This is a genomic window from Chryseobacterium sp. PMSZPI (assembly GCF_002835665.1).
Classification (GTDB): domain Bacteria; phylum Bacteroidota; class Bacteroidia; order Flavobacteriales; family Weeksellaceae; genus Chryseobacterium.
Map to the genome: position 1 here is coordinate 1 of NZ_PIZV01000002.1, position 23,411 is coordinate 23,411.

Consider the following 23,411-nt stretch of genomic DNA (forward strand, 5'->3'; position numbering starts at 1 on the left):
AATCTTCGCAGTGGTAAAAAGAGAGGAACCTTTTGTAAATTTAACAAGATATAATTTGCACATGTCTTAGAATACACGAATAAAAAAGTCTGTATTGAGTGGAGATAAAAACAAAATGATGAATGACAAATTTAGTTTATAAGCAAGAATCCTATGCTATAATCGGTATATGCATGGAAGTGCATAATAATTTAGGTTCGGGATTTTCAGAGATTGTTTATAAAGATGCCTTGGAATACGAAATGAGGCACGCTAATATTTTATATGAAAGAGAGAAAGAATATCTCATTCATTATAAGGGAACTGTACTTCCACATAAGTTTTATGCTGATTTTGTGGTGTTTGATAAGATAATACTAGAAGTAAAAAGCAGATCGGATATAGCGGATGAACATATAGCACAAGCAATAAATTATTTAAAAGTATCCGAAAATAAATTAGCACTGATAGTCAATTTTGGAGAGTTAAAATTAGATTACAAACGAATACTATTATAAATAACCAGCATGCATTTGAAATTATTCGTGCATTCGTGGCAAAAGAAAGAAACTAATGAAAATAAGAATAAAAGATAACTCAGTAAGATTTCGTTTAACCCAATCAGAAATTTCAGAATTAGGAAAAAACGGAATTGTTTCGAGCTCTACAGAATTTGTAGACCGACCATTTATCTATGTCATAGAGAAAACAGATGATGAAGAATTGTCTGCTGTATTTATTGAAAATAAGATGGTAATGAAAATGCCTGAAAGAATGGTTGAAGAGCTTGTGTCTACGGATATTGTAGGCTTCGATGGCCAGTCAGGATTAGTAAAACTATTGGTAGAGAAAGATTTTGTGTGTATAGACAATACTTTGGAAGACCAAAGTGATAATTACCCGAATCCCAATCTTACCTGTTGATCACTTACAAAATAGAAGGTTATGGAAGAAAATAACAAAAACAAAAGAGTAGAAGAAGAAATCAGCAGAGAACCTAATGCTGAGAATCCCTTTACTTTATTGGATCTTAAACTTACCCATGTAGAAAAAGCCGCCGCGGGGGTACCTGCTGTAATGGCAGCTTTTAGTGATTTATTTGAAGAAAAAACACCTGTCCGTGGAATGAGGGCATTATTCAAAATGAATCAAATGGGTGGTTTCGACTGTCCCAGTTGTGCATGGCCTGACCCTGATGATGAACGTTCTGTGTTGGGTGAATATTGTGAGAACGGAGCAAAAGCTCTTGCTGAAGAAGCTACAACAAAAAGAGTTACTCCGGAATTTTTTAAACAAAACTCTGTATATGACCTTGCTAAATTAGATGATTATCAAATTGGCAAAATGGGACGTCTTACCGATCCTATGTATCTGGCCCCGGGGGCAACCCATTACGAACCCATTAGTTGGGATAAGGCTTTCAAAAAAATAGCTGAACATTTTAATGCCTTAGAATCTCCCGACGAAGCAGCTTTCTATACTTCAGGAAGAACAAGTAACGAAGCATCCTTTGTGTATCAACTATTTGCAAAAGAGTTCGGAACCAATAATATGCCGGATTGTTCCAATATGTGTCATGAAACTTCAGGATCTGCTTTACGTCCTACAATAGGGATTGGTAAAGGAACGGTGACATTGGAGGATTTTTATGAAGCTGAAGTTATTGTTATTATAGGTCAAAATCCTGGAACCAATGCTCCAAGAATGATGAGTGCTTTGGCAAAAGGAAAAAAGAATGGTGCTAAAATCATTGCGATTAATCCATTACCTGAAGCAGGATTAATGGGATTTATTAACCCGCAGAGTGTAAAAGAAATCCTTACAGGAGGAGTACAGCTTGCAGATCTTTATTTACCTGTGAAAATCAACGGAGATATGGCTTTGCTAAAGGCGCTTGAACTTCTGTTAATAGAATTTGAAAAGAAAAATCCGGGTAAAGTTTTTGATGAAGACTTTATTAAAGATAAAACAATAGGATACGAAGACTTTATGAAGCAATTTGATCAATATAAACTGGATGAGCTTGCCGAGCTTTCAGGAGTATCCGGAGAAGCTTTGTATCAGGCTGCTGAAATGATCGCCTTCAAGAAAAAGATTATTGTAAGCTGGGGAATGGGGCTTACCCAACAGCCTAATGGCGTAGATATGATTCGTGAGATTCTTAATATTCTTTTGCTTAAAGGAAGTATAGGAAAGCCTGGAGCAGGGGTTTGTCCTGTTCGTGGTCATAGTAACGTACAAGGTAACCGTACCATGATGATTGATGAAAAACCTACAGATGAACAACTTGATCGTCTTGAAAATTTCTATGGTTTCAAAGTTCCCCGTAAACATGGATACGATGTAGTAAGAGCTATAAAAGCAATCCATGAAGAAAAAATAAAAGTAATGTTCTGCATGGGAGGAAATTTCCTTTCTGCAACACCGGATACAACGTATACCGCAAATGCATTGAGAAAACTTAATCTTCTGGTATGTGTTTCAACAAAATTGAACAGAGGACATCTTGTTCATGGAAAAGAAGCTTTGATCCTCCCAACTTATGGAAGAAGTGATAAGGATATTGTAAATGGAGAAATACAGATCATCAGTACGGAAAACTCTATGGGAGTCGTTCAAAGCTCAAAAGGAATGTTGGATGCCGTATCTGATAACCTGATCAATGAAACCCAGATTGTATGCCGCATGGCTATGGCTACCTTAGGAGACCGATCTGTAGTGGATTGGCAGCGTTTTCACGACAGCTATGATGCCGTAAGGGATGATATTGAGCAATGTATTCCGGGATTTACAAATTATAATATCCGTGTAAGAGAAAAAGGAGGATTCTACCTTCCAAATGCCGCAAGAGATGAGCAAAGCTTTTCTAAAGAGCTGGGAGGGCGTGCTCCGTTTACTTTAACGGAAATACCGGATAATACATTGGCTTCCGATGAGTATATGATGGCAACCACACGTACGCATGATCAATTTAATACCACAATCTACGGATTAGACGATAGATATCGCGGTATTAAAAATGAACGACGTGTAATTTTTATGAATCAAAATGATATCGATAAAGCAGGATTTAAAGCCGGAGATAGAGTAGATCTGTACAATTATGATGACGGAATTGAGAGAATTGCTCCTTTATTTATCATTGTTTCTTATCAGATCCCTGAAAAAAATACAGTGACCTATTTTCCTGAGACCAATGTTCTGGTTTCTGTAAATAACGTAGTAAAGGAAAGCAACATGCCTGCTTCGAAATATGTTAAAATTAAAATTAAAAAACATGATCCGGAAGTATATAAAAAAGTAGATAATATGCTTTATCAGGGAGCTATTCAAAAACCATAATGATTGATATTTAATATGATTATACTGAAGAAAATCTTGCCGTTGATTTTATTGCTTACTTCGGGTTGGATGTTTTGCCAGTCCGATTTCAGACTTAAAGTAATTGGAGAAGTTTCCCGGCCTCTGGAGTTGAGCCTGAGCGATTTATCAAAAATGCCCAGAAAAGAAGCCTCATTAAAAGATAAGGACGGAAGCATTCATATTTATAAAGGAGTTTCCGTATCGGATATTCTGGCAAAGGCAGGAGCTCCTTCCGGGAAAGAGCTTCATGGTGAAAATATTTCAAAATATCTGCTGGCAAAGTGTACAGATGGGTACCAGGTATTATTTTCATTGGCCGAACTGGATGCGTCCATTGCGGATAAAAATGTGATTGTTGCAGATACAGTAGACGGAAAGCCATTACCTGAAACAAAAGGACCACTGCGTCTTATTGCCGAAGGAGAGAAAAAGCCTGCACGTAGCTCCTATCAATTAGAATCCTTATCAATAGGGCAGATTAAAAAATAATTTTTTAAATTAAGGGTTTTTACGAAAAAACTGTATGATTATAAGAAAGAAGGAACATTGGTTCAAAATGCTTTTTGTATGGAACGGTTCCGTATTACCGGGGCTGTTGCCTCGTCTTTTTTTACTTTTTATTTTATCGTTGGGAGTAGTGTACCTGCGAGGGGTAATTTTTTCCTTTAAAGTCCCGCTTAATCCGGCTCCGTTAACGTTGTTCGGATTCGTGTTGGCTTTGTTTTTAGGATTCCGGAATAATGCAAGCTATGACAGATTTTGGGAAGGGCGAAAATTATGGGGTGCTTTATTGAATACGGCACGCTCGTTAACCCGTCAGGCCCTTACTTTGAAAAACATAAACGAAACTAATGTTTCTGTTTCTGAATTTATAGAATTATTGGGAGCCTTTATTTTTGCTTTAAAACATCAGCTTAGAGGCACAGATGCTTACGAAGATTTAAAAAATAAGCTTACCGAAGACCAATTGAGAATCGTTATTGCCTCAAAATATAAACCTGCTGTTATTATGCGACTACTGGCAGAATGGGTACAACAGGCAAAAGCTAAAGGTTGTATAGACTCTATTCAACAAGCACGTTTTGATGAGAATTTTGATAAACTTTCTGATATTGTAGGAGGATGTGAAAGAATAGTTTCTACACCCATTCCTTACAGCTATCGGGTTTTACTACATCGTACAGTATATATTTACTGCTTTTTGCTACCTTTCGGTCTGGTAGACTCTTTGAGGTGGTTTACTCCGCTTATTGTTGTTTTTGTAGCGTATACATTCGTAGCATTTGAGGCAATAGCAGATGAAATTGAAGAGCCTTTCGGAACAGAAGCGAATGACCTTGCCCTTAACAGTATGTGTGTAATGATCAATGAAACTATTCATGAAATGGGTGGAGAACAGATCACAACATCTCAAAAAACAGATAGGAATATTATAGATTGATATTTATTCTGAATAAATACAATAAAGATGTCTGAATCACCTGTTATTTATACCATTGGACATTCGGTTCATCAATGGGAATATTTTATTGAAATGTTGAATTCGTTTGATATTAAAATCCTTGCGGATGTACGGAGATTTCCCGGTTCTAAAAAGCCAGTCTTTATGCATAATAAGTACACCTGAGTTTTGTGAAAATCTTTGATTTTTACCTTATGTGAACTTTTTAGCGGAATCATTTTAAACTTATTTAGGCGAACTAGATTGTTTTAGAATGAATATTTTGTGACTTTTGTGGTTTTGTAAAGTTAAATAGCTTTGGAGTCTATATACAATTTTACACCATTGTCATTCTGACGAAGGAAGAATCTCATATTTGGCTTAGATTCTTCATCTCACTTCGTTGTATTCAGAATGGCAAGGTCAAAATAATAAAACATTTGGGTTAGTGTAAAATTGTATATAATTACCATAACTTTTATTTATTGAGACAGTTGATGTATTCCGCCTTTTAAAGAAAACACTTCTTTTTCAGGAAATACTTTTATTATTTTTCTGGCTGCTTCCAGGCTGCGTTTTCCAGATTGGCAATATACAATAATAGGAGAGTGTACAGAAGATATGCTGTCATAATGAGTCTCCAGTGTTTCCAAAGGCATATTTTTTCCTCCGATATTGAAAGTATGATGCTCCTGTTCTGTACGTACATCTATAACTTCGAAATCATTTTTGTTTTGTAAAAATTGTTCAAATGTAATAAGTTGTATCGTGTGAGGTAAAGCTGTAATTCTGGTGGCGCTTTTTTTTAATTTGATGATTTGCGTTTTGCCATTCATTACATTCATCAGCCACAATTTTCCGGCTAAAATATCTTCTGATCGGGTTAAATATTTGATGGCTTCATTCGCTTGCATACAGCCTACAATACCCGCCAGAGTTGGAATAACGCCACCTTCTCTGCAATTAGGAACCTGTGATTCTTCTGCATTAGGAAAAACATCGCGGTAATTTGGTGAATAGGTACCGTCTTTTTGTAAAACATTCCATATGCTTACCTGGCCCTCATATTGATAAATAGCACCATAAACCAAAGGCTTTTCGGCTAATACACAGGCATCATTCAACAAACATTTGGTCTCAAAATTATCCGTTCCTTCAATGATGAGGTCAAATTCTGCAATCAAATTCATAATATTAGAAGAGGAAGCCCTCATTTTATAAGCAACAATAGAAATCGAAGGATTCTGTAACTTCAGTTTTTGAGTGGCAATATCTACTTTATAGGCGCCGATATCATCAGGAGTATACAAAATCTGACGGTGGAGATTACTTAAAGAAACTACATCATCATCTACAAGGCCAATGGTTCCCACCCCGGAGGACGCAAGATATTGTGCAGCGGGACATCCAAGTCCGCCCATGCCTACAATCAGAACTTTGGCATTTTTTAGCAATTCCTGTGAAGAAATACCGAATCCGGGTAAAGCCATCTGACACTGATAACGTTCAAATGAATCAGTCATAATTTATATTTTTAACAATATTATGTTCTAATATTCTAGGATTTTATTCGTGCATTCGTTACATTATTATCATCGGGAATCTGAATTTATAATAATGTTTTTTAAGTTTAAAAATCTGCGAAATCAGTGCGATCTGCGTGAAATTAAACTTTTTAAATTTCTAGATTTCCCAATTAATCTATTTATCAGATTATTTTTTCAATCTTTCCTGGGCTTTGACAGCTTCTTCCGGAGTGTTTACATTCATCAAAGCATGTGGGTTATCAGGTTTGAGAATAAGAGTATCACTATTCATCAAAACCTTTCTTGGGCAAGTATTCCCTATTCCTAAAAAATTCAGAAGTAGAGGATAGCTTTTCGGTTCCCAAATGGTAATCAATGGTTCAGGTAATCCGTCAAAAGGACTTTCATAAGTAGTTGCAGCTTTTTCCGGATCCCTGGATTGTATTAAAAAGTCTAATGATTTTTTGTCTAGCAAGGGCAGATCGCAGGCAATAACTAGCCATGCCTTATCTCTTTGAGCCCGCAATGCGGAAAGAATTCCTCCAAAAGGCCCCATATTCAGGAATGTGTCGGTAAGGAATTGATAATGAGGGTTAAAATTTTCCAGTTGATCCTGTCTGCAGGAAATAAAGACTTCATCACAAAATGAAGCCAGCAGATCAGCAGCAAAATAACGTTGTTCTTTCCCATGCCAGTTTAGAAGATCTTTGGCGGTTCCCATTCTTCTGCTTTTTCCCCCGGCAAGGACGAGGCCGTTGATAGCCGGAATTTTATTCTGTTCTTGTGAAATCATTTTTACCTCCGGATTTTTCTATTAATTTAATCTCTTTAATGACAATATCATGGCTCAAAGCTTTACACATGTCATAAATCGTCAGGGCAGCAACAGACGCTCCGGTAAGAGCTTCCATTTCTACTCCGGTTTTTGCTTCGATGCTTGTTGTACATTCAATCACAATTTCATTGTTATCATTCAATTGTATATGCAAATTACAATTATCAAGCCCAATGGGATGACAAAGCGGGATGAGTTCGCTCGTTTTTTTAGCTCCCATAATTCCGGCGATAATGGCAATCTGAAAAACGGAACCCTTTTTTGTATTGAAATCGTCTTGTTGTAATGCTTTTAAAACAGAATCAGGCAAAGAAATAATAGCTTGTGCAGTAGCTTTTCTTGCGGTAGTTTTTTTGTGGCCGACATCTACAATGGCAGGTTCTCCGTTTTTATTAAGATGGGTAAATTCTGACATATTCTATCTTTTTAATCAAAAACACAAAGTTTTTATTCGTGAATTCTTGGCATTATTTTTAAAAACTATGAGCAACAAGATTGTCCTGTTTTTGCCACCAGTGCACGATTTGTTTTCTGTGAATTTATAACGTTATTTATTAAAAATTATAGCTCCATATTTTATAAACTTCACCTTTTCTGAAACTATTTTGTTCTAAAGGGAGCTCTATAAAAGCATTTGTATCAGCCAAATGAGAAAAATCTCCGGAACCGTTTGTATTTACTGATTCTGCAATGAGTTGTCCCAAATGATTAACATTAAGCTTTACTTGTGCAAAATATTGAAGAGGATAAGGAAAATCAATATCGTTTTGTAAAACGGCAAACTGCGGTGTATTGTCAATAATGGCTAATGATTTTTCAAGCCAGGGAATAAAATACCGGTGCAGACACATAAATACAGAAACAGGATTTCCCGGAAAGGCAAAAACCGGTTTCTGATCTTGAGTTTTACCAAACCAGAAAGGTTTCCCGGGTCTTTGCTTTATTTTGTGAAAAAGTTTTTCTACTCCAATGTCTTCGCAAACTTTAGGTAAATAATCAAATTTTCCCATAGAAACACCACCACTCATCAAAAGAACATCATATTCCTTCATGCATTGGGAAACTTTCTGTCTGATTTCATCATAATCATCGTTAAGATGGATAGCATCCGCCTGAATGCCATATTTTTTTAAAACAGATTGTATGGTGATTCCGTTTGAACGTCTCAATTGAAACGGGCTGGGAACAGATTCTGCACTTACCATTTCGTCTCCCGTAGAAATAACAACAACTTTAGGTAATTTTTTTACAGATATCGTTGTTTTCCCAATAGATGAAGCAATACCGGTAATGGCAGGAGTAATTACCTGATGAGCTTTTACTAAAACCTCACCTTCTTTTTTATCCCTTCCTTTAAGATGAATATTTTGTCCTTTTTTAATGGCTATATTAATTGTTGCAATTCCATTATCTATTAAGATATCTTCATAGCGAATAACCGTGTCTACTGAAGAGTCGAGCGCTGCTCCGGTCATGATTTCAATACACTCAGTCTCCGAATCAACAGATAGGGAGCTTTCTCCTGCAGATTGTATGGCTTTAATAGTAAAAGCACGATTCCCTTTTTCATAACCATCATAGCAAATGGCAATGCCATCTACTGTAGGCCTGTCAAAAGGTGGTAAATCACGATCAGCACTAAGATCTTCTGCCAACACTCTTCCTAATGCATTAGTGTAGGGAATTGTTTCTCTGCCAAAATCCTGAGTTTGGGAAAGTATAATATCTTCTGCCTGTTGTACGGTTATCATTTCCATAATTTATCCTCCTATTGTAGCCATTGACTGATGAATTGAAGAATCTGTAAGTGTCAGTTTTTCGGCTTCCCATCCGTCTTTTGGTTTTTTATCTATACTGTTGATGATGATCTCTTTAAGTTCCTGATCTGTTTTTCCCGACCTGATTTCATCTTTTAAATTAATACCGCCTCCTTCATACAAACAGGTTCTCAGTATACCGGAAGGAGTAATCCGGATTCTGTTACAGTCTCCGCAAAATGAACGGGTATAAGCGGCAATAATGCCAACATCTCCCTTGAATCCCGGTATTTTATAGTGATAAGCAGTGGAGCTTTTAGGATCAGCTATTTTTTCTATGGTAGGGAAGTGTTCCTGAATATACTTGTAGATCTGCGGATAATTCCATTTCAATGAAATGTTTGTATCATTTCCGTTAAATGGCATTTCTTCAATGAAGCGTACGTCAACCGGCAATTCTTTTGTCAGCCCAACCAAAGGAACAATATCCTCGATATTCTGATTTTCCATCACAACAGTATTAATTTTTACTTTGAAATGATATTTCAGTAAGCCGTCTAATGTTTTCATGACTTTATCAAAGCTTTTCCGACGGGTGATCGTAAAGAAACGGTCTTCATTTAAAGTATCAAGGCTGAGGTTGACAGATTTTACCCCAAATTCTTTAAGTTGTGGTAAGTATTGTCCAGTAAGAAGTCCATTGGTTGTCAAACTTAGATCGGTAAGTCCTTCAAGTTTTGATATCTTTTCAATAAGGTCAATACAATTTTTTCTTACGAAAGGCTCGCCTCCGGTTATTCTGATTTTATCAATACCTAAATCGGTAAAGACAGAACATATTCTAAGCATTTCCTCATCGGTCATCAATTCATGTTGCTTAATCCATGTAAGACCATTTTCCGGCATACAGTAGGTACAACGGAGGTTGCAGCGGTCTACAACTGCCAGTCTTAAATAATTAATATGTCTTCCGAATTTGTCTTTTAACATGTTTAAAGGGTAATGAACCTTATACAAATATACTTATTGTTTTAACGACATACTAAAAATCTCTATATTGAAATTAAATCGGTTGAATTGAGTTATAAGACATTGAAAATGAGTGGTAAAGATTGGTTATTTCAATATGTTTTTATTTTTTTGAGAGTATAATCTATCGTTAATTGTATTAAAAGATGATATTCCTGTCACGGTTTCTGATATTCGTAGGAAGTAGAGAGAATGTATCTTTGCACGAGCAAATTATTATAGATATTTCATAAATTAGTTTGAGATATAGTGGACTTGTACTAAAAAATATATGGTAATAGATAAAACATTGATCAATAAAAACTCTGTGGAAGAGGTTTATAATAAAGGAATAGACGTTGTTTTTCAGGATGAAATCAATGCAGAATCACTCAACTTTTTTCCGGAAAATTCTTTTACTATTATTTTATTAGATGAATGTGAGCGAGGAAAATGTACTACCGGTCTGGGTAAATATGATTTAAAGGGGCAACAATTATTCATCCACCTTCCGAAAAGAGAATATAAATGGGATTTGCCTCCTGATACGGTCGGAAGAAGGCTTATTATCAATGATTCTGTTTTAAAAACATTTTCTCCTACACTAAAATATACATTTTCTTCTTACAGTAAGTTTGAAATGATTAATCCCGACGATGAAACATATCATCGGTTCAGTGTTGAATTTAATGCAATCAGAAAAGAGATTGTTGCAGATACTGTTTTTCCTGAGCTAATTAATGCAAGGGTGAGGCTTTTAGCTTTGATTATCAATTTATGGGTTGAACATGCCTATGGTAACAAAGCGCTGAATACTCCGGATAACCTTGCCTTTCGTTTTCATATGTTGGTTGACAAGAATTTTAAAACCCAAAAAAATGTAGCTTTTTATGCCAAGGAATTATGCATTACCCCTAATTATCTTGGCGTAATATGTAGAAAGCAATATCAAATTTCACCTTTGGAATTTATTAAAGAGAGGGTTATTCTTGAAGCTAAAAATTTACTCCATAGTTCCGATAAATCCATTAAAGAAATTGCCTTTGAACTGGGATTTCAGAACTTCTCTCATTTTTCTTATCTTTTCAGAATAAAAGCAGGATTAACTCCCAAGAACTACAGAAAGAAGTTGGAAGATTCCAGCTTAGAATAATACACTTTAATCATCATTCAGCCACTCAAGAAAGTGCTGAACACGTACCCGGCTTACAATGATTTCATGTGGGCATTGAGGTTCAAATTCAATGGCGAGTCGACTGTTGGCTACTTTCTTAATTCCTTTAATGGCTTTTAAATTGGCAATACAATTGCGGGAAACTCTGAAAAACAGGTCTTTTGGCAACTGATTTTCTAGCTGGTCCAAAGTATAATTAACAATATATCTTTTATCATCAAAGGGATGAAGCATGACTACTTTTTCTTCACTATAGAAGTAGGCAATATTTCTGGATTCTACATACAGATAACCTTCTCTGGAGTGTACCAGAAAACGGTTTTTAATTTTTTTCATTAAGGAATCTTCCACCATACGGATTCCTATGGCTTCCCGTTCCTTATCAAAATGTAAATCTTCCAGTTTGATAATAGCACGTTCCAAGTCCTCTTCTGAAATAGGTTTCAGAAGGTAATCAATGCTATTAACCTTGAAAGCCTGAATGGCGTATTCATCATAGGCTGTAGTAAAGATAATGGGAACTTCCACCTTGATATGATTAAATATTTCAAAACAGCTGCCGTCAGACAGGCTGATATCCATTAGAATAAAGTCCGGCTTATTCTCCTGCAGAAATTCTACAGATTCTAAAACACTTTGAGTCCTTTCCAATAAAGTATAATCCGGACGAAGTTTGTCCATCATTCGTTTTAGTTCAGAAAAAGCCAGACGTTCATCCTCAACAATTAAATATTTTTTCATTCTATGAAAGGTATTGTTACAATAAACTGATCGTTAATTTCTTCTATTTTAAGTTTCTTGTGATAACGGTCATATTGAGTATTCAGAAAAGAAAGACCTATTCCTTCTCCTCGTGTAATATCATTACGCAAAGATATTTTGTTTCGGAAAGATACTCCGTTTTCATCAACAGAAATATAAATAAGTAAAGGATCGGCTGCTGAACTTATATTATGTTTGAACGCATTTTCAAGAAGAAGCTGAAAACTGAATGCGACCAGTTTATGGTGTTCCCATTCTTCTATGGGGGCTATATCAATTTTAAATCCATTTTCAAATCTTATTTCCATTAAGAAGAGATACTGCCGGAAAAAGTGCATTTCCTCTTTCAAGGTGTTTAATGGCTTTTTACTGACAGACAAAACCTGTCTGTATACCTGTGATAACGCTTTTGTATATTTATTGGCTTGATCCTGATTTTCATAGATAAGAGAAGATAGCACATTCAGTGAATTGAATAGAAAATGAGGATTTACTTGTGCTCTTAACGCATTGTACTGATACATTAGCATATCCCTCTTTGATTTTTCGGAAACTTTAATGGCATTACGTTCTGCCTGGAAATAAAATAGTAAATCCAGAACCAGAAGGATGGGTAAATTGGCTGTAATATTAAGAATAAGACCGGTTTTATACGAAAGAGATTGCTTAATTCCTACATCGAATATCTCTGTAACCATAAAATTGAATGCAAAATACAACAGGATACACAGCAAAATATTACTCACAAATAAAGATGAGGCATGTCTGTACATACTGGTGTGCATGGGAGTGATCTGGTTGATCAATTTGATCAGAAGGTAATCCAAAAAAGTCATCACCAATACAATAGGGTAGATCAATACAAATTGTAACAGAAAATTATCCCAAAGACTGACTTTAGATAAAATACTGCTGTTCATAATGGTATTGAAGAAAAATATCTGATATACTGTATAAATAGCAGTGACAATAAAATAATAGAGAATGAGCACATATCTCTTAGTCTTCTTTTCCTGATCCCGGAAAATTTCAGAAAAATCCATACGTCGTTTTATATAAGATTTTTATTAAAATGTATGTTTATCATTGATATGAGTTCGTGATTATTTTCGTTTTCCTGCAAAGTTATACTTAATCCCTGCAGAAACATAAAATGAAGGGTCAAAAGTAGCATTTCCCCATTTCAAAAACTGGGAAGGTTCTCTATCCCTATATCGGTCGGTACGTCCAAAATTAGCACCAAAGGTACCACTAACAATCCAATTATTTATTTTATACTCAGGTTCTAAACCCAGGCTTACATAGTGGTGATCAAAATATTTTTTTTGACCATCAATTTTGGCAGTGGAGAAGAAAAATTTAGGTCGGTTCACGATGCGTAACGCAAACTCATTATTGAATCTGTATCCCACAGAAAATTTAGGGGTATAACTCAGTTCTGCATGATATTCCATTCCACGTTTTTTCTCGCTATGGTATTGAAAGTAGGGCATAGGTATCAGCATAGGTTTGTCAAAAGCATTATTACCGACGAGAGCTACTCCGATTTTTATTTTAGGTCGGATCTGCCATATAAATGATGAATACATATTGACAATGATGTTATCCGCTTCCAGTTTTTTAAGGTTGGTATGAGTAGAGTATACGCCTGCTGATACACCTCCTATAAACATTAATTTTTCATGTATAGGGCTCATATATAACACTCCCAGATCTGCAGAACCTATTTCTTTTGGAAGGACTTCTGCAGCTACGCCGTCATTATCAAACGAAGTGTAGGATGCATTGAGTGTAGCAGCCCACACTCGAGGTTGTGGATAAGCCGTAGGCTTTACATTTACAGGAATCATAGCATTCAAAGTTGTTGTTATTACAGAGCTTTTACCTTCTGTTTTATCGCCATTATCATTAATATACTTTTGCTTCGGCAAATATTCTGATCGTAACTCTATTTGTGCAAAAGTGTGAACTGCCTGTACCAGTGCAGCTATTAAAATCCATTTTTTTCTCATTACTTTCTCATTTGAAAGCACAAAGAAACTTTAATAATTTTGTAACTAAATGATATTTAATTGGTTAAATGATGGAGTTGATTATTCTAAGGATGAATTGCATTATTTCAGGAATGAATTTTTACCTATTACACTCAAAGTTATTGATCTATGTGATAAAGGAGAAGGAAATAACCTCCGATTAATGAATCAAGTGTTAGAATGAAAAACTTGAGATGTATTTATATGTTCATTGTTTGAAGAAGCAATCTGGAGAACATGTGTTTCCCCTTCGCAAAGCAGATAATTCCTCTTTTTTAGTTGTATAATTTCTAATTCCGTAGTGTTATAATCAATACCTACTTCTTTTATAATCACTATTTATCTTAAATATTCAATAAATAGTGAAAAATTAAGGTTTGAGCTCATATTACTTTATCTTTAGGATGTGAAATAATTAAATCATAATTACGAGAATAATATTAAAAATTTATGTAAATATAAAAGATTCGTTTATATGAGCCAGTATAAATACAAACTACTCGTATTGTACCGTTTATAATTATAGATATATATCTATAAAACTATTATCGAATTGGATTGGAATGTTATTTGTAATGCAATATTTAAATGTTATCTAATCGAATTTATTAACAATCAAACAATTATAATTAATCGTAAATGATTAAAGCTTTAGTAGTAACTATTTTATTAAAAAAAACAAATCATGTTCCCACCTGAAAATAAAGTAAACAGAGTACACATTTCAAGTAATAATTTCTTATTATTCCTGTTTTCCTGTCTTTTTTTGAATGCCGGTTTAGTTTATGGCCAGGGGCGTTTTTCCCCTAAAAATTTTGACAGTATCTTGCTTAAAAAAACAGAATCCTTGCGTATTCAAGGGGATTATGAGAGCCTTGTTCGCCTTAATAAGGATTACCTTCATGTGGCTGAAGAGAATAAATATAAAGAAGGAGTTATTCTTTGTTACATTAATATTTCTAATATTTCTTCCACCATAGGAAACTATAAAAGAGGATTATCTTATCTTGCTTTGGCAGAAAAAGAACTTAAAACAATTAATAATCCTGTTCTACAGGCCAGAGTTTATCAAGAACATGGCCAGTTGAATGGTGTTATCAAACTTTATAAAAGTGCATTAGATCTGAACTCAAAAGGAATGTACTATTTGAAGACTATCTCGGATGCTGATAAAAGAAAATTTTATTTATATAGATTATATTCAAACAGAGCTGACTTCTTGAGCAAAACGAATAAAGTGGACTCTGCTTATATTTATCTCCAAAAAGGAAAAAGAGTAGACAGTCAGGGAGTTTTGCTGAATACCCTTTTGGCAAAACATCATTTACAATATACCAAAAACAAAGATTCAGCTTTGATTTACCTCCAAAGAGCTTCGGAGCGAATTGAAAACACAGGTAAAGAGAATGTTCAGAGTGGATTTGTTAATTTAATTTATGGAGACTATTATTTTGAATCAAAAGACTATAAAACAGCTTTAGAATATTATAATAAAGCCCTTGATAATTATAATAAAACAAATAGATTATATTATATTCCCGACGTATATCAATCCATAGCCAAAGCATATAAAATGCTTAATGAGCCTCAAAAAGAGGAGGAAGCCATGCAAAAGTATGCGGAAGAAAAGACAGCGTTGGAGAATATTCAAAATGATGCAATTAATATATCAATAGACCATATGTTGACGGATAAAGATGAAGAATCTTATGGTTTTCAGAAAAAAATATATTTTTATAGTGGGCTCATTGTTATTTTATCAATTATCGTATTTATTTTACTTTACAGACATAACAGGTTATTGAGACAAAGAAAAAATGAATTCAAAAGTGAAGCTCTTTCATTGAAAAGCAAGATCAATGACTCATTTGATGAGTTGGTAAATTTGGCTAAAAAGAATGATTCTACATTTTTGACAAGATTTCAGGAGATTTATCCCGATTTTTGTCCGAAATTATTGGAAATTAATCCGAAATTAGGTGCATCTGAACTAGGGTTCTGTGCGATGATCAAACTTAATTTTACCTCGAAAGAAATTGCTGAATATACCTTTATCCAACATAAGTCGGTTCAGCAGAAAAAACACCGTCTGCGTAAGAAACTCAATGTTCCAAGCGATCAGGAGCTCTTTATCTTCTTTGATTCTTTATAATCATCAGATATAAAACTTTAAAAACAGCCTTAAAAATCTTCAATTAATTAGATTTTTAAGGCTGTTTTTTATTATAATGATTTGAAAATAAGAACGATAATGAGATTGATGTATATGTGTGGTATATGAGCATCTTTAATTTTTCTTTGATTCTTTAATTTTTCTGTTACTTAGCAGTTCCAATCGTTCTTATTTACTATACTTTCTCATATGATGATTGGAATGTGGTTTAAAAATCTTAGTGTAGGGAGACTATTCATCTTAATGAATAGTCTCTCTTTTTTATAAGCATTTTTATGGTGTTGATTTAATTCTGGTTATCAGTATTCTATTACCCGGTGGAAACAAAAACTGAATCAATTATATTGATTCTTTCTAAGGGTAGGCGTATCTACATCGCTTTATCAGTGACCTTTGTCGCCTTCTTAGCTCCTTTATCAATAATGAATTACATCTTGTCTTTGCATTGAAATATGAATATCGTTTGGAAATTATCTCTTCTATGAAAAAAATAATAGATGTTTTGATTTTTACTATTTTTTTTACATAAAAATTCAATGTAAAAGTCCTGTTTATCGTGAAAAAACTCAAATGTGGTATATGTGTAGTAGGATGATGTAGTTGTTATTTTTAATAAGTTTTTAAAATTTGCAAAACAAAAGAGGGGCATTAAAAATATGCATTAAAAAATTCTAAAAACACAAATGATTCGCCCCTCTTAATATTTTAGAAAAGTTTGTCTCATCAATAAATAATAAAATTCAATTTTAAAAATTAATATAAATAGAATGAAAAAAGTAAAATATTTAATTACAGCAATGACGGTTACTTTATTTGCTACAGGGGTTGCAGCACAAAAGATAACTCCAAAAGGAGCGGATTCTGATAAACATGGATGTAAAGGTTCTGCAGGATTTACATTTTCAGTAGTAAAGAATGATTGTGTGAGACTTTTTGATGAGAAAATACAGCTGAAAGAAGTTGCCTCTAAAAAATCATACACCTCAGGTGCAGCAGTGATCCTTAGTACAGACGAAAGCAAAGCAGAGGTCTTCTTACCGTCATCTACAGGAAGTATTGTCCTTAGCAAGTCCCCATCCAAGAATGCTAATATCTACAAAAAAGGACAATATACGTTGACTAGAGACAAAGATGCATATACCCTTAAAAAATCAAATAAAGTAATTTTTAAAAGTTAAACAAGAAATAAAAAACAATCTTCATTAAGTATAAAAACACAAACGAACTGTGTTTTAGAGAGGCTACTTGTAGTCTCTCTTTTTGTTTTTGCACAGGCGCAATATACTTTTGAGAATAAGAAGTTCTTATTGCACTATTTGGCTTGCCCAATATCTAGCCTTTCAAATTTTCCTTCAGCATTTTTATGAAATTTAAAAAACACAGGAAATGTTCCCCATTGCCCGGCTTTAAAATTTCCATAAATATCCTTTCCATTATTTTCAACCCGATCTATACTAAGAAACAATTCTTTACCCAAAGCATTTGAAAAAAACGATTTGAAATCTACAATATTGCCATCATCAGTCATGATAGGACTTTCTGTAAAGTAAGTATACCAGGTCTTATTTCCTGCTTGTAATGCCTCTATGGCTCCCTTTACCATTGCGTCAGTAATTTTTGATGTATCCATTTTTTGTTGTTTTTGAGTTGAAACTGTCTTTTGATGATGTTGACCTTTTGCTGTATTCTGTTCATAAGCAATCATAGGGATGGCTATAGTGAAAAGAAGTATTAAGCCATATTTCTTCATATTTTAATTTTTAAGTGGATGTTGTAAATAAATAATAAGGAGATTCAGAAAAAAGAAAGGAAGTTCTATCATAACACCTTTTAGATCTTTATCAATAAGATGAAAACAGATAATGAGTAATATACCGGCTGCCATTATAAAATTACCCCAGACAAATGTTTTTGGAAATAATATCATGATAGAGGCAAGAATCGTTACAAGACCATTAATCATGAGACCTGTTTTATCAAAGCCCCATTTTCCAAACATCTCTGTCATCGCAGGCTTTCCTGAAAACATGGCAATTCCTTGTTTAAATCCCATAAAAACGGCTGTTAGAATAAGAATAGAATTTATAATTTTTAGTACCATTTGTATATTTTTATGTTGTTATTATTAAAAACAAATATGCATTAAATGAATGAGTTGTAAATGGTGAGTTTTTCGGAAATTATTTTTTATCCGAATATTCTTAGTCATTTATTTAAGAATATCTACTTGTTTGAAATTTTTCAATAACATTTGAGTTCCAATTAGGTTTGATTTAAAGTGTTACTAGCTTACTCATTCATATAAGGCAAAAGTAAGGTGTAGTAGGAAAGTGTTTAATCTGATACATCGTTTCAGTAGATGAAGGTCACCCCGGCTGAGAATAAGAATCTTGAAAAGAAAATATGTGCTTTGAAAGCTGTGTTGTTTTTATTGTGAAAATTGACAAATTTATTAAAAATCATTGTTTTTATTTAATATAAGTGATATTTAATACATTATTAATAATAGTTTTTTTTAACTAATAATTAGTTTTTTATTAAAAATTAATTATTAGTAATATGGTAAGATCTTAATAATTATGTATGACATTATAAATTATAATATAAATCTGTCATTGGTGATTTTTTTAATAATTTAAAATATTAATTAATAGTTAATTATGATTATTTATGCTTAATTTTTATTCACGAATTGAAGATTTATTTTTATTTATAATACTTTTTTATATATATTTGATTCACCAAATTTTTAACAATTTTATTTTATCTAAATGGTTCTAGAAACTGCAATTATTAAGAACGATATTCTTTTTTCTCTCCTTTTTATTGGAGAAATCATTTTTAAACAGATTTTTGGCAATGTTAATAATGATGCCTCTTTCATTTTTTACTATAAATTTTACACACCATAAATAATTATCAACTTATAAATTATTTTACATTATGATTAAAAAAAGTTTATTACTACCTCTTGTATTAGTTACTTCTTTATCAACGCATGCACAGGTAGGTATTCAAACACAAAACCCTCAAGGAGTTTTCAATGTAGACGGATTAAAAGATAATCCGGCAACCGGAACTCCTACGCCAGCTCAACAGCTTAATGATTTTGTCATCACTTCTAATGGAAGTGTCGGGATTGGAACCACATCTCCCGATAATAGTGCAAAATTTGAAGTTAAAGCTCAAGATAAAGGAGCTTTGCTGCCTAGAATACCCCTAACCAGCTCAACGGATCAAACCACAATTCCTTCACCTGCAGTAGGACTTTTGGTATATAACACAGGAACAGGCGGACTTGGATATAAGGGCTATGTTTTCTGGAATGGGACGGAATGGAGAACTTTCAACAATTCATCAAGTGATGATGGAACTGTAGGATCAATTATTTGCGGTAGTGCAAATTTATCTCCGTCTTCTTATACTGCAGGTACTTTTTATAATGGTACAATGACCGTTCCTTATACCGGAGGTAACGGAGGAGCGTATCCTTCCCAGGTGATAGGCCCTGTAAATGGACTTACGGCAACATTAACCCCCGGGAATTTCAATATAGGTTCAGGCACTTTGGTGTATAGAATATCCGGTACACCTACTGTTACAAGCCCAGTAACAACTACTTTTCCATTGAATATTGGTGGGCAAACCTGTAATGCAACTGTAGGCCAGGGGACACAGCTAGATGTGGGAGGTGTAACAGGAACAACCTATTTTGCCGATGCTACTACAATGAACGTAGCAGGAAAGTATATGTCGGCTAATGTTAAATACGGAGCTTCAATGCCTGTTTTTGAAGGACTGATGTTTGATGTAGTTTCGGTAAATGCAACCTATTATAAACCTATTTTAAAAAATATAACAGGAAGTCCGATTGTAGTTCATATCAACACTGCTGCACACTCCGTGAATGAAGGAAGACAGCTGATTGGTTTAACAATACCTCCAAATGTAGAACAGGGAATTGATAGTAATGATATTGTTTTTTGGCAAGGTCCACCAGTAGGAACTGTACCAACAGCACCTGTAGGAGGAACCAATTATAATGCCGAAGTTTCAGAACTTTTCCTTGCAGTAAGAGTGGCAACAGGAGCTCCGGATACTTACAAATTCTATAGATTCCTATATCAGATTGTCCAGTTTAATGGTGAAAAGGTAATGTTTACTACACTTCAAAGAGTTATGTAAGTTTGCATATTTAGCTGTGAAATAAATATGTTCCCAAATCCTTATTAACAGCTAATAATTAACTTAAAAAGAAGCGTACATTCTAAAAACAAAGCAGTTCAATATTGATGGATTTTATTGTCCAATGTTTGATATTGAGTTTGCTTGATCTAACAAATGAATAGTTTTTATTACAATCAAAAAAAATTTATTAACGATCTACTTATTCATTATATTCTAAGTAGGTATTCAAACATAACACCCAAAGAGTCTTTAATGTAGGCAGGTGTAATTTGGCAATCAAAATGCCTATTTTTCCTTCTGCAGTGAGACTTTTGTATGCAAAACTTTAGTATTGATAAAATCCTGCATGATCAGGTAATTAACAATATCATTTTTTTAAAATTAGTGAAGAGAGATTACAGTATATGGGATAGAAATATCCCGTATCTGTAATTTCGTTTTATAAGGTTTTTATTCTTATTCATGGAGTATAGAAATAAAACTTACGTTCTAAGCTAGATTAATTGATAAAAAAGAAGCCACTACAAATTTTGCAGTGGTTACTTCTTTTAATAACTAAGAACTATTTAATATTATTCTGCCTTTAAGTAGCCATAATTGTAGGTTGGCTCTTTTCCGAATAAACACGAGAAAATATTTTGGAATTCGTGAATATATCTACATTTTATAGTATTTCCATAGATTTTAAGGCCCTCCAGAATTTTTCGGGAACTAAGGTCAAAATCATACTTTATAAATGCTTCCGGTCTTTCATACCGTATTCTCTGATCAGAGCTGTAAGTTCTCGAAAATCCAAATTTTTCAAGCCACTCTTCCGTTATCTTGATTGGTTTAATAGAATCTGTCGGCACTGAAATACGGTGAATATCATTTTCAATTTTAACAAAATACGCCTGTTCGACACTCTGAAAAATTTCAGTGATCATATAAATCTGATTTTTGTACTCGACTAAATTTTTGATTTTAAGATCTGCTACGTTCATAATATTTTGATTTTTTAGTGATTGTTTGGATGATATTGGTATATCATATAACTGCAAATATTATGCCTTGCATCCTATTGTAAATGAGTGTTTTAATCAATATTGTGTTAATTTTTTTAATTAAAAATTAATAATTCGTTAAAGAATAGAGTGTTATCGGAATATACAGATTGTTTTCGTGGTATGTATGTGGTACTAATGTATTTTTTGAGCGCTTTGGGATTTACTTCCGGTTGCCAATAAAAGAGCGAATATGATGGAAATCATAAGGATGGAAATAAAAGTATTCCATGAAGAAGCATGCAGCAAATATCCGGTACCACTTCCTAGGATACTGGAACCAAAATAATAAAATAGCCAGTAAATAGAAGTAGCGGAGGATTTTCCCCGTTTCGCATACAATGCAGTCATTTGGCTTGCTATGGTATGGGCTGCAAAAAATGTCAGGGTAAAAATACCGAGTCCAACAATAAGAATATAGATGTTTTCTGAAAGCAACATGCAAGCTCCGACAAGCATGAATAGGATGGAAGCTTTCAAAATACTATTGTGTGGTAATCTTTTGGAAAGTTTACCAACAATCATTGTCCCAAAAACGCCAAAAATGTACATTAAAAATATAAATGCAATGATAAAATGACTTAAAGAAAAAGGTTTTGCCTCCAACCTGAAAGTAAGATAATTATATACACTCACAAAAGATCCCATCAATAAAGCTGCAATAACATATAAACGAAGCATATAAAGATTTGTTAAAAAGAACTTCATTTGTTTTATCTTTTGATGGTAATCTGTTTTCTGTGGGTTAAAAAATCTGGACTCCGGAAAGAGTTTCCAGAATATTATTCCCAGAACTAAACTTTCTATTCCAATGATAAGAACGGCATTACGCCATCCGAACTCTCCGGCTAAAAGCGTTGCCAGAATCCTTCCGCTCATTCCACCGATGGTATTCCCGCTAAGGTACATACTGATGGCCGTAGCTACTGCCGTAAGACTTACTTCTTCTGTAAGATAGGCAAGAGCAACAGCAGATACTCCTGAAACAACGAACCCTTTAAAAACTCCAATAGCAATCAAAAGGCTAAGGCTGGGAATCCAGGTGGAAATAATAGTGAGCAAAGCCGATGAAATCAAAGAAAAGACCATTAAACTCTTTCTGGAATAACTATCCGCTTTAAAAGCAAAAAATAATAGTCCTAATGCCATACCGATTGTAGAAGAGGAGACCAGCAATGATGTATCTCCAACACTCACATTAAAATTCTCAGCAGCCATTGGCAGTATCGGCTGGAAAAGATAAAGCTGGGCAAATACAGAAAGTCCTGAAAAGAAAATACAAAGTTTAATATATCGGAAACGTAGGCTTCCCTGATCTGCTTTTTCAGATGAATTCATGATTTTTTGCAATTAAAATGCGATGGTTTCTACAGGAATTATAGTGCTGTAAATTTCATGATTATTTTTTTACTAGAAAAATTATTATTTCAATCATGATGATAGTCCCTAATAATCATTACCGGAAACTGGAAGAAACAAGGCTAATATTGTATAATTTTTCTTCCGGTTCCATTATTTTAATGCATCATCTCATAAACTTTAATTAACTCAGCAATATTATTGACATCAAGTTTTTGAAAAATCCTTTTTTTATAAGTACTTACAGTAGACATCTGTATGCTTAGCTGATTGGCGATTTCCAAATTTCCATTACCATCAGCCAGAAGTTTAAAAATCTCATATTCCCGGGAAGAGAGTTTCTCTGCAGGATTGTCTCTTTTATTTTGAATAATAAGTCCAATAAGTTCAGCAGGATAAAAATAACCTTTTTCTATGACGGTTTTTACAGCAATCTTGATTTCCTCTTCACTACTTTGCTTGTTCAGATATCCCTCAGCTCCCTCTCTGATGTACTGTATAGCTACATCTTTATCATATCCTGAAAAGACAAGAATTTTAATGTTCTTTTGAATAGCTTTAAGCTCCGAAATCATTTTTTTATATTGAGTGCCGGGCATATCAATGTCTAAAACAAGCAGGCTGTACTGTTGAACTTCCAGCATTTTTTTAACCTGTTCATAATTTTCTGCAAAATCTATGGTAAGCTCAGGATAAGCCGTTTCTAAAACCAAAGCAGTTCCTGCTCTTACTACGTAATGGTCATCAGCAATTAATATTCTATCATTCAT

General features: G+C 33.9%; 22 protein-coding genes. 9 read left to right on the forward strand and 13 right to left on the reverse strand.

Annotated features, from left to right (window positions below):
• The first annotated feature begins 122 nt into the window (after positions 1 to 122).
• From CW752_RS00220 to CW752_RS00240, 5 genes are read left to right on the forward strand one after another with little or no spacing between them, the layout of a single operon-like run.
• The gene (locus tag CW752_RS00220) at positions 123 to 497 is read left to right on the forward strand and encodes a GxxExxY protein (protein WP_101237792.1); all 375 of its coding nucleotides are present in this window, start codon (positions 123 to 125) and stop codon (positions 495 to 497) included.
• Between the two features lie 55 nt (positions 498 to 552).
• Entirely contained in the window at positions 553 to 903 is a 351-nt protein-coding gene (locus tag CW752_RS00225) for a DUF7009 family protein (RefSeq protein WP_101237793.1), read from the forward strand.
• 21 nt (positions 904 to 924) lie between these two features.
• The gene (locus CW752_RS00230; protein WP_101237794.1) at positions 925 to 3,321 is read left to right on the forward strand and encodes an FdhF/YdeP family oxidoreductase; all 2,397 of its coding nucleotides are present in this window, start codon (positions 925 to 927) and stop codon (positions 3,319 to 3,321) included.
• Positions 3,322 to 3,336: 15 nt separating this feature from the next.
• A complete protein-coding gene (locus CW752_RS00235; protein WP_228401544.1) occupies positions 3,337 to 3,831 on the forward strand; it encodes a molybdopterin-dependent oxidoreductase in 495 nt (164 codons plus the stop codon).
• A 34-nt stretch (positions 3,832 to 3,865) separates the two neighbouring features.
• Positions 3,866 to 4,783, forward strand: a complete 918-nt coding sequence (locus CW752_RS00240) for a bestrophin family protein (protein WP_101237796.1) — start codon at positions 3,866 to 3,868, stop codon at positions 4,781 to 4,783.
• A 482-nt stretch (positions 4,784 to 5,265) separates the two neighbouring features.
• On the opposite strand, the gene CW752_RS00245 is transcribed toward CW752_RS00240, so the two are convergent.
• From CW752_RS00245 to moaA, 5 genes are all read right to left on the reverse strand, one after another.
• The gene (locus tag CW752_RS00245) at positions 5,266 to 6,306 is read right to left on the reverse strand and encodes a HesA/MoeB/ThiF family protein (RefSeq protein WP_101237797.1); all 1,041 of its coding nucleotides are present in this window, start codon (positions 6,304 to 6,306) and stop codon (positions 5,266 to 5,268) included.
• A gap of 190 nt (positions 6,307 to 6,496) precedes the next feature.
• Positions 6,497 to 7,102, reverse strand: a complete 606-nt coding sequence (locus CW752_RS00250; RefSeq protein WP_101237798.1) for an NTP transferase domain-containing protein — start codon at positions 7,100 to 7,102, stop codon at positions 6,497 to 6,499.
• Positions 7,080 to 7,559, reverse strand: coding sequence for a cyclic pyranopterin monophosphate synthase MoaC (gene moaC, locus CW752_RS00255; RefSeq protein ID WP_101237799.1), 480 nt, complete (start codon positions 7,557 to 7,559; stop codon positions 7,080 to 7,082). Before moaC ends, CW752_RS00250 begins: the two co-directional genes overlap by 23 nt.
• A gap of 139 nt (positions 7,560 to 7,698) precedes the next feature.
• Positions 7,699 to 8,901, reverse strand: coding sequence for a molybdopterin molybdotransferase MoeA (locus tag CW752_RS00260; protein ID WP_101237800.1), 1,203 nt, complete (start codon positions 8,899 to 8,901; stop codon positions 7,699 to 7,701).
• A gap of 3 nt (positions 8,902 to 8,904) precedes the next feature.
• Positions 8,905 to 9,891, reverse strand: coding sequence for a GTP 3',8-cyclase MoaA (gene moaA / locus CW752_RS00265; protein WP_101237801.1), 987 nt, complete (start codon positions 9,889 to 9,891; stop codon positions 8,905 to 8,907).
• Between the two features lie 310 nt (positions 9,892 to 10,201).
• Between moaA and CW752_RS00270 the strand changes: the two genes are divergently transcribed.
• Entirely contained in the window at positions 10,202 to 11,062 is an 861-nt protein-coding gene (locus tag CW752_RS00270; protein WP_101237802.1) for a helix-turn-helix domain-containing protein, read from the forward strand.
• 6 nt (positions 11,063 to 11,068) lie between these two features.
• Here the strand turns inward: CW752_RS00270 and CW752_RS00275 are convergent, their stop codons facing one another.
• The 3 genes from CW752_RS00275 to CW752_RS00285 are packed head-to-tail and all read right to left on the reverse strand — an operon-like array spanning position 11,069 to position 13,857.
• Complete coding sequence (locus CW752_RS00275; RefSeq protein ID WP_101237803.1) at positions 11,069 to 11,824, reverse strand: LytR/AlgR family response regulator transcription factor; 756 nt, start codon at positions 11,822 to 11,824, stop codon at positions 11,069 to 11,071.
• Positions 11,821 to 12,888: a sensor histidine kinase gene (locus CW752_RS00280; RefSeq protein ID WP_101237804.1), complete on the reverse strand. Its 1,068-nt coding sequence runs from the start codon at positions 12,886 to 12,888 to the stop codon at positions 11,821 to 11,823. The genes CW752_RS00275 and CW752_RS00280 overlap by 4 nt, the downstream gene beginning before the upstream one ends.
• A gap of 60 nt (positions 12,889 to 12,948) precedes the next feature.
• Complete coding sequence (locus tag CW752_RS00285; protein WP_101237805.1) at positions 12,949 to 13,857, reverse strand: DUF6268 family outer membrane beta-barrel protein; 909 nt, start codon at positions 13,855 to 13,857, stop codon at positions 12,949 to 12,951.
• 706 nt (positions 13,858 to 14,563) lie between these two features.
• On the opposite strand from CW752_RS00285, the gene CW752_RS00290 reads away from it, so the two are divergent.
• Positions 14,564 to 16,030 (forward strand): tetratricopeptide repeat protein, encoded by a 1,467-nt coding sequence (locus tag CW752_RS00290; RefSeq protein ID WP_101237806.1) that lies wholly within the window; start codon positions 14,564 to 14,566, stop codon positions 16,028 to 16,030.
• 788 nt (positions 16,031 to 16,818) lie between these two features.
• Entirely contained in the window at positions 16,819 to 17,229 is a 411-nt protein-coding gene (locus CW752_RS00295) for a hypothetical protein (protein ID WP_228401546.1), read from the forward strand.
• 134 nt (positions 17,230 to 17,363) lie between these two features.
• Here the strand turns inward: CW752_RS00295 and CW752_RS00300 are convergent, their stop codons facing one another.
• Positions 17,364 to 17,801, reverse strand: coding sequence for a hypothetical protein (locus CW752_RS00300; protein WP_228401548.1), 438 nt, complete (start codon positions 17,799 to 17,801; stop codon positions 17,364 to 17,366).
• 3 nt (positions 17,802 to 17,804) lie between these two features.
• A complete protein-coding gene (locus tag CW752_RS00305) occupies positions 17,805 to 18,152 on the reverse strand; it encodes a DoxX family protein (RefSeq protein WP_101237807.1) in 348 nt (115 codons plus the stop codon).
• A gap of 842 nt (positions 18,153 to 18,994) precedes the next feature.
• On the opposite strand from CW752_RS00305, the gene CW752_RS00310 reads away from it, so the two are divergent.
• Positions 18,995 to 20,236, forward strand: coding sequence for a hypothetical protein (locus tag CW752_RS00310; RefSeq protein ID WP_101237808.1), 1,242 nt, complete (start codon positions 18,995 to 18,997; stop codon positions 20,234 to 20,236).
• A 575-nt stretch (positions 20,237 to 20,811) separates the two neighbouring features.
• Here the strand turns inward: CW752_RS00310 and CW752_RS00315 are convergent.
• The 3 genes from CW752_RS00315 to CW752_RS00325 form a co-directional block, all read right to left on the reverse strand.
• Positions 20,812 to 21,222, reverse strand: a complete 411-nt coding sequence (locus CW752_RS00315; protein WP_101237946.1) for a hypothetical protein — start codon at positions 21,220 to 21,222, stop codon at positions 20,812 to 20,814.
• Positions 21,223 to 21,417: 195 nt separating this feature from the next.
• Complete coding sequence (locus CW752_RS00320) at positions 21,418 to 22,620, reverse strand: MFS transporter (protein WP_101237809.1); 1,203 nt, start codon at positions 22,618 to 22,620, stop codon at positions 21,418 to 21,420.
• 179 nt (positions 22,621 to 22,799) lie between these two features.
• Complete coding sequence (locus CW752_RS00325) at positions 22,800 to 23,411, reverse strand: response regulator (RefSeq protein ID WP_101237810.1); 612 nt, start codon at positions 23,409 to 23,411, stop codon at positions 22,800 to 22,802.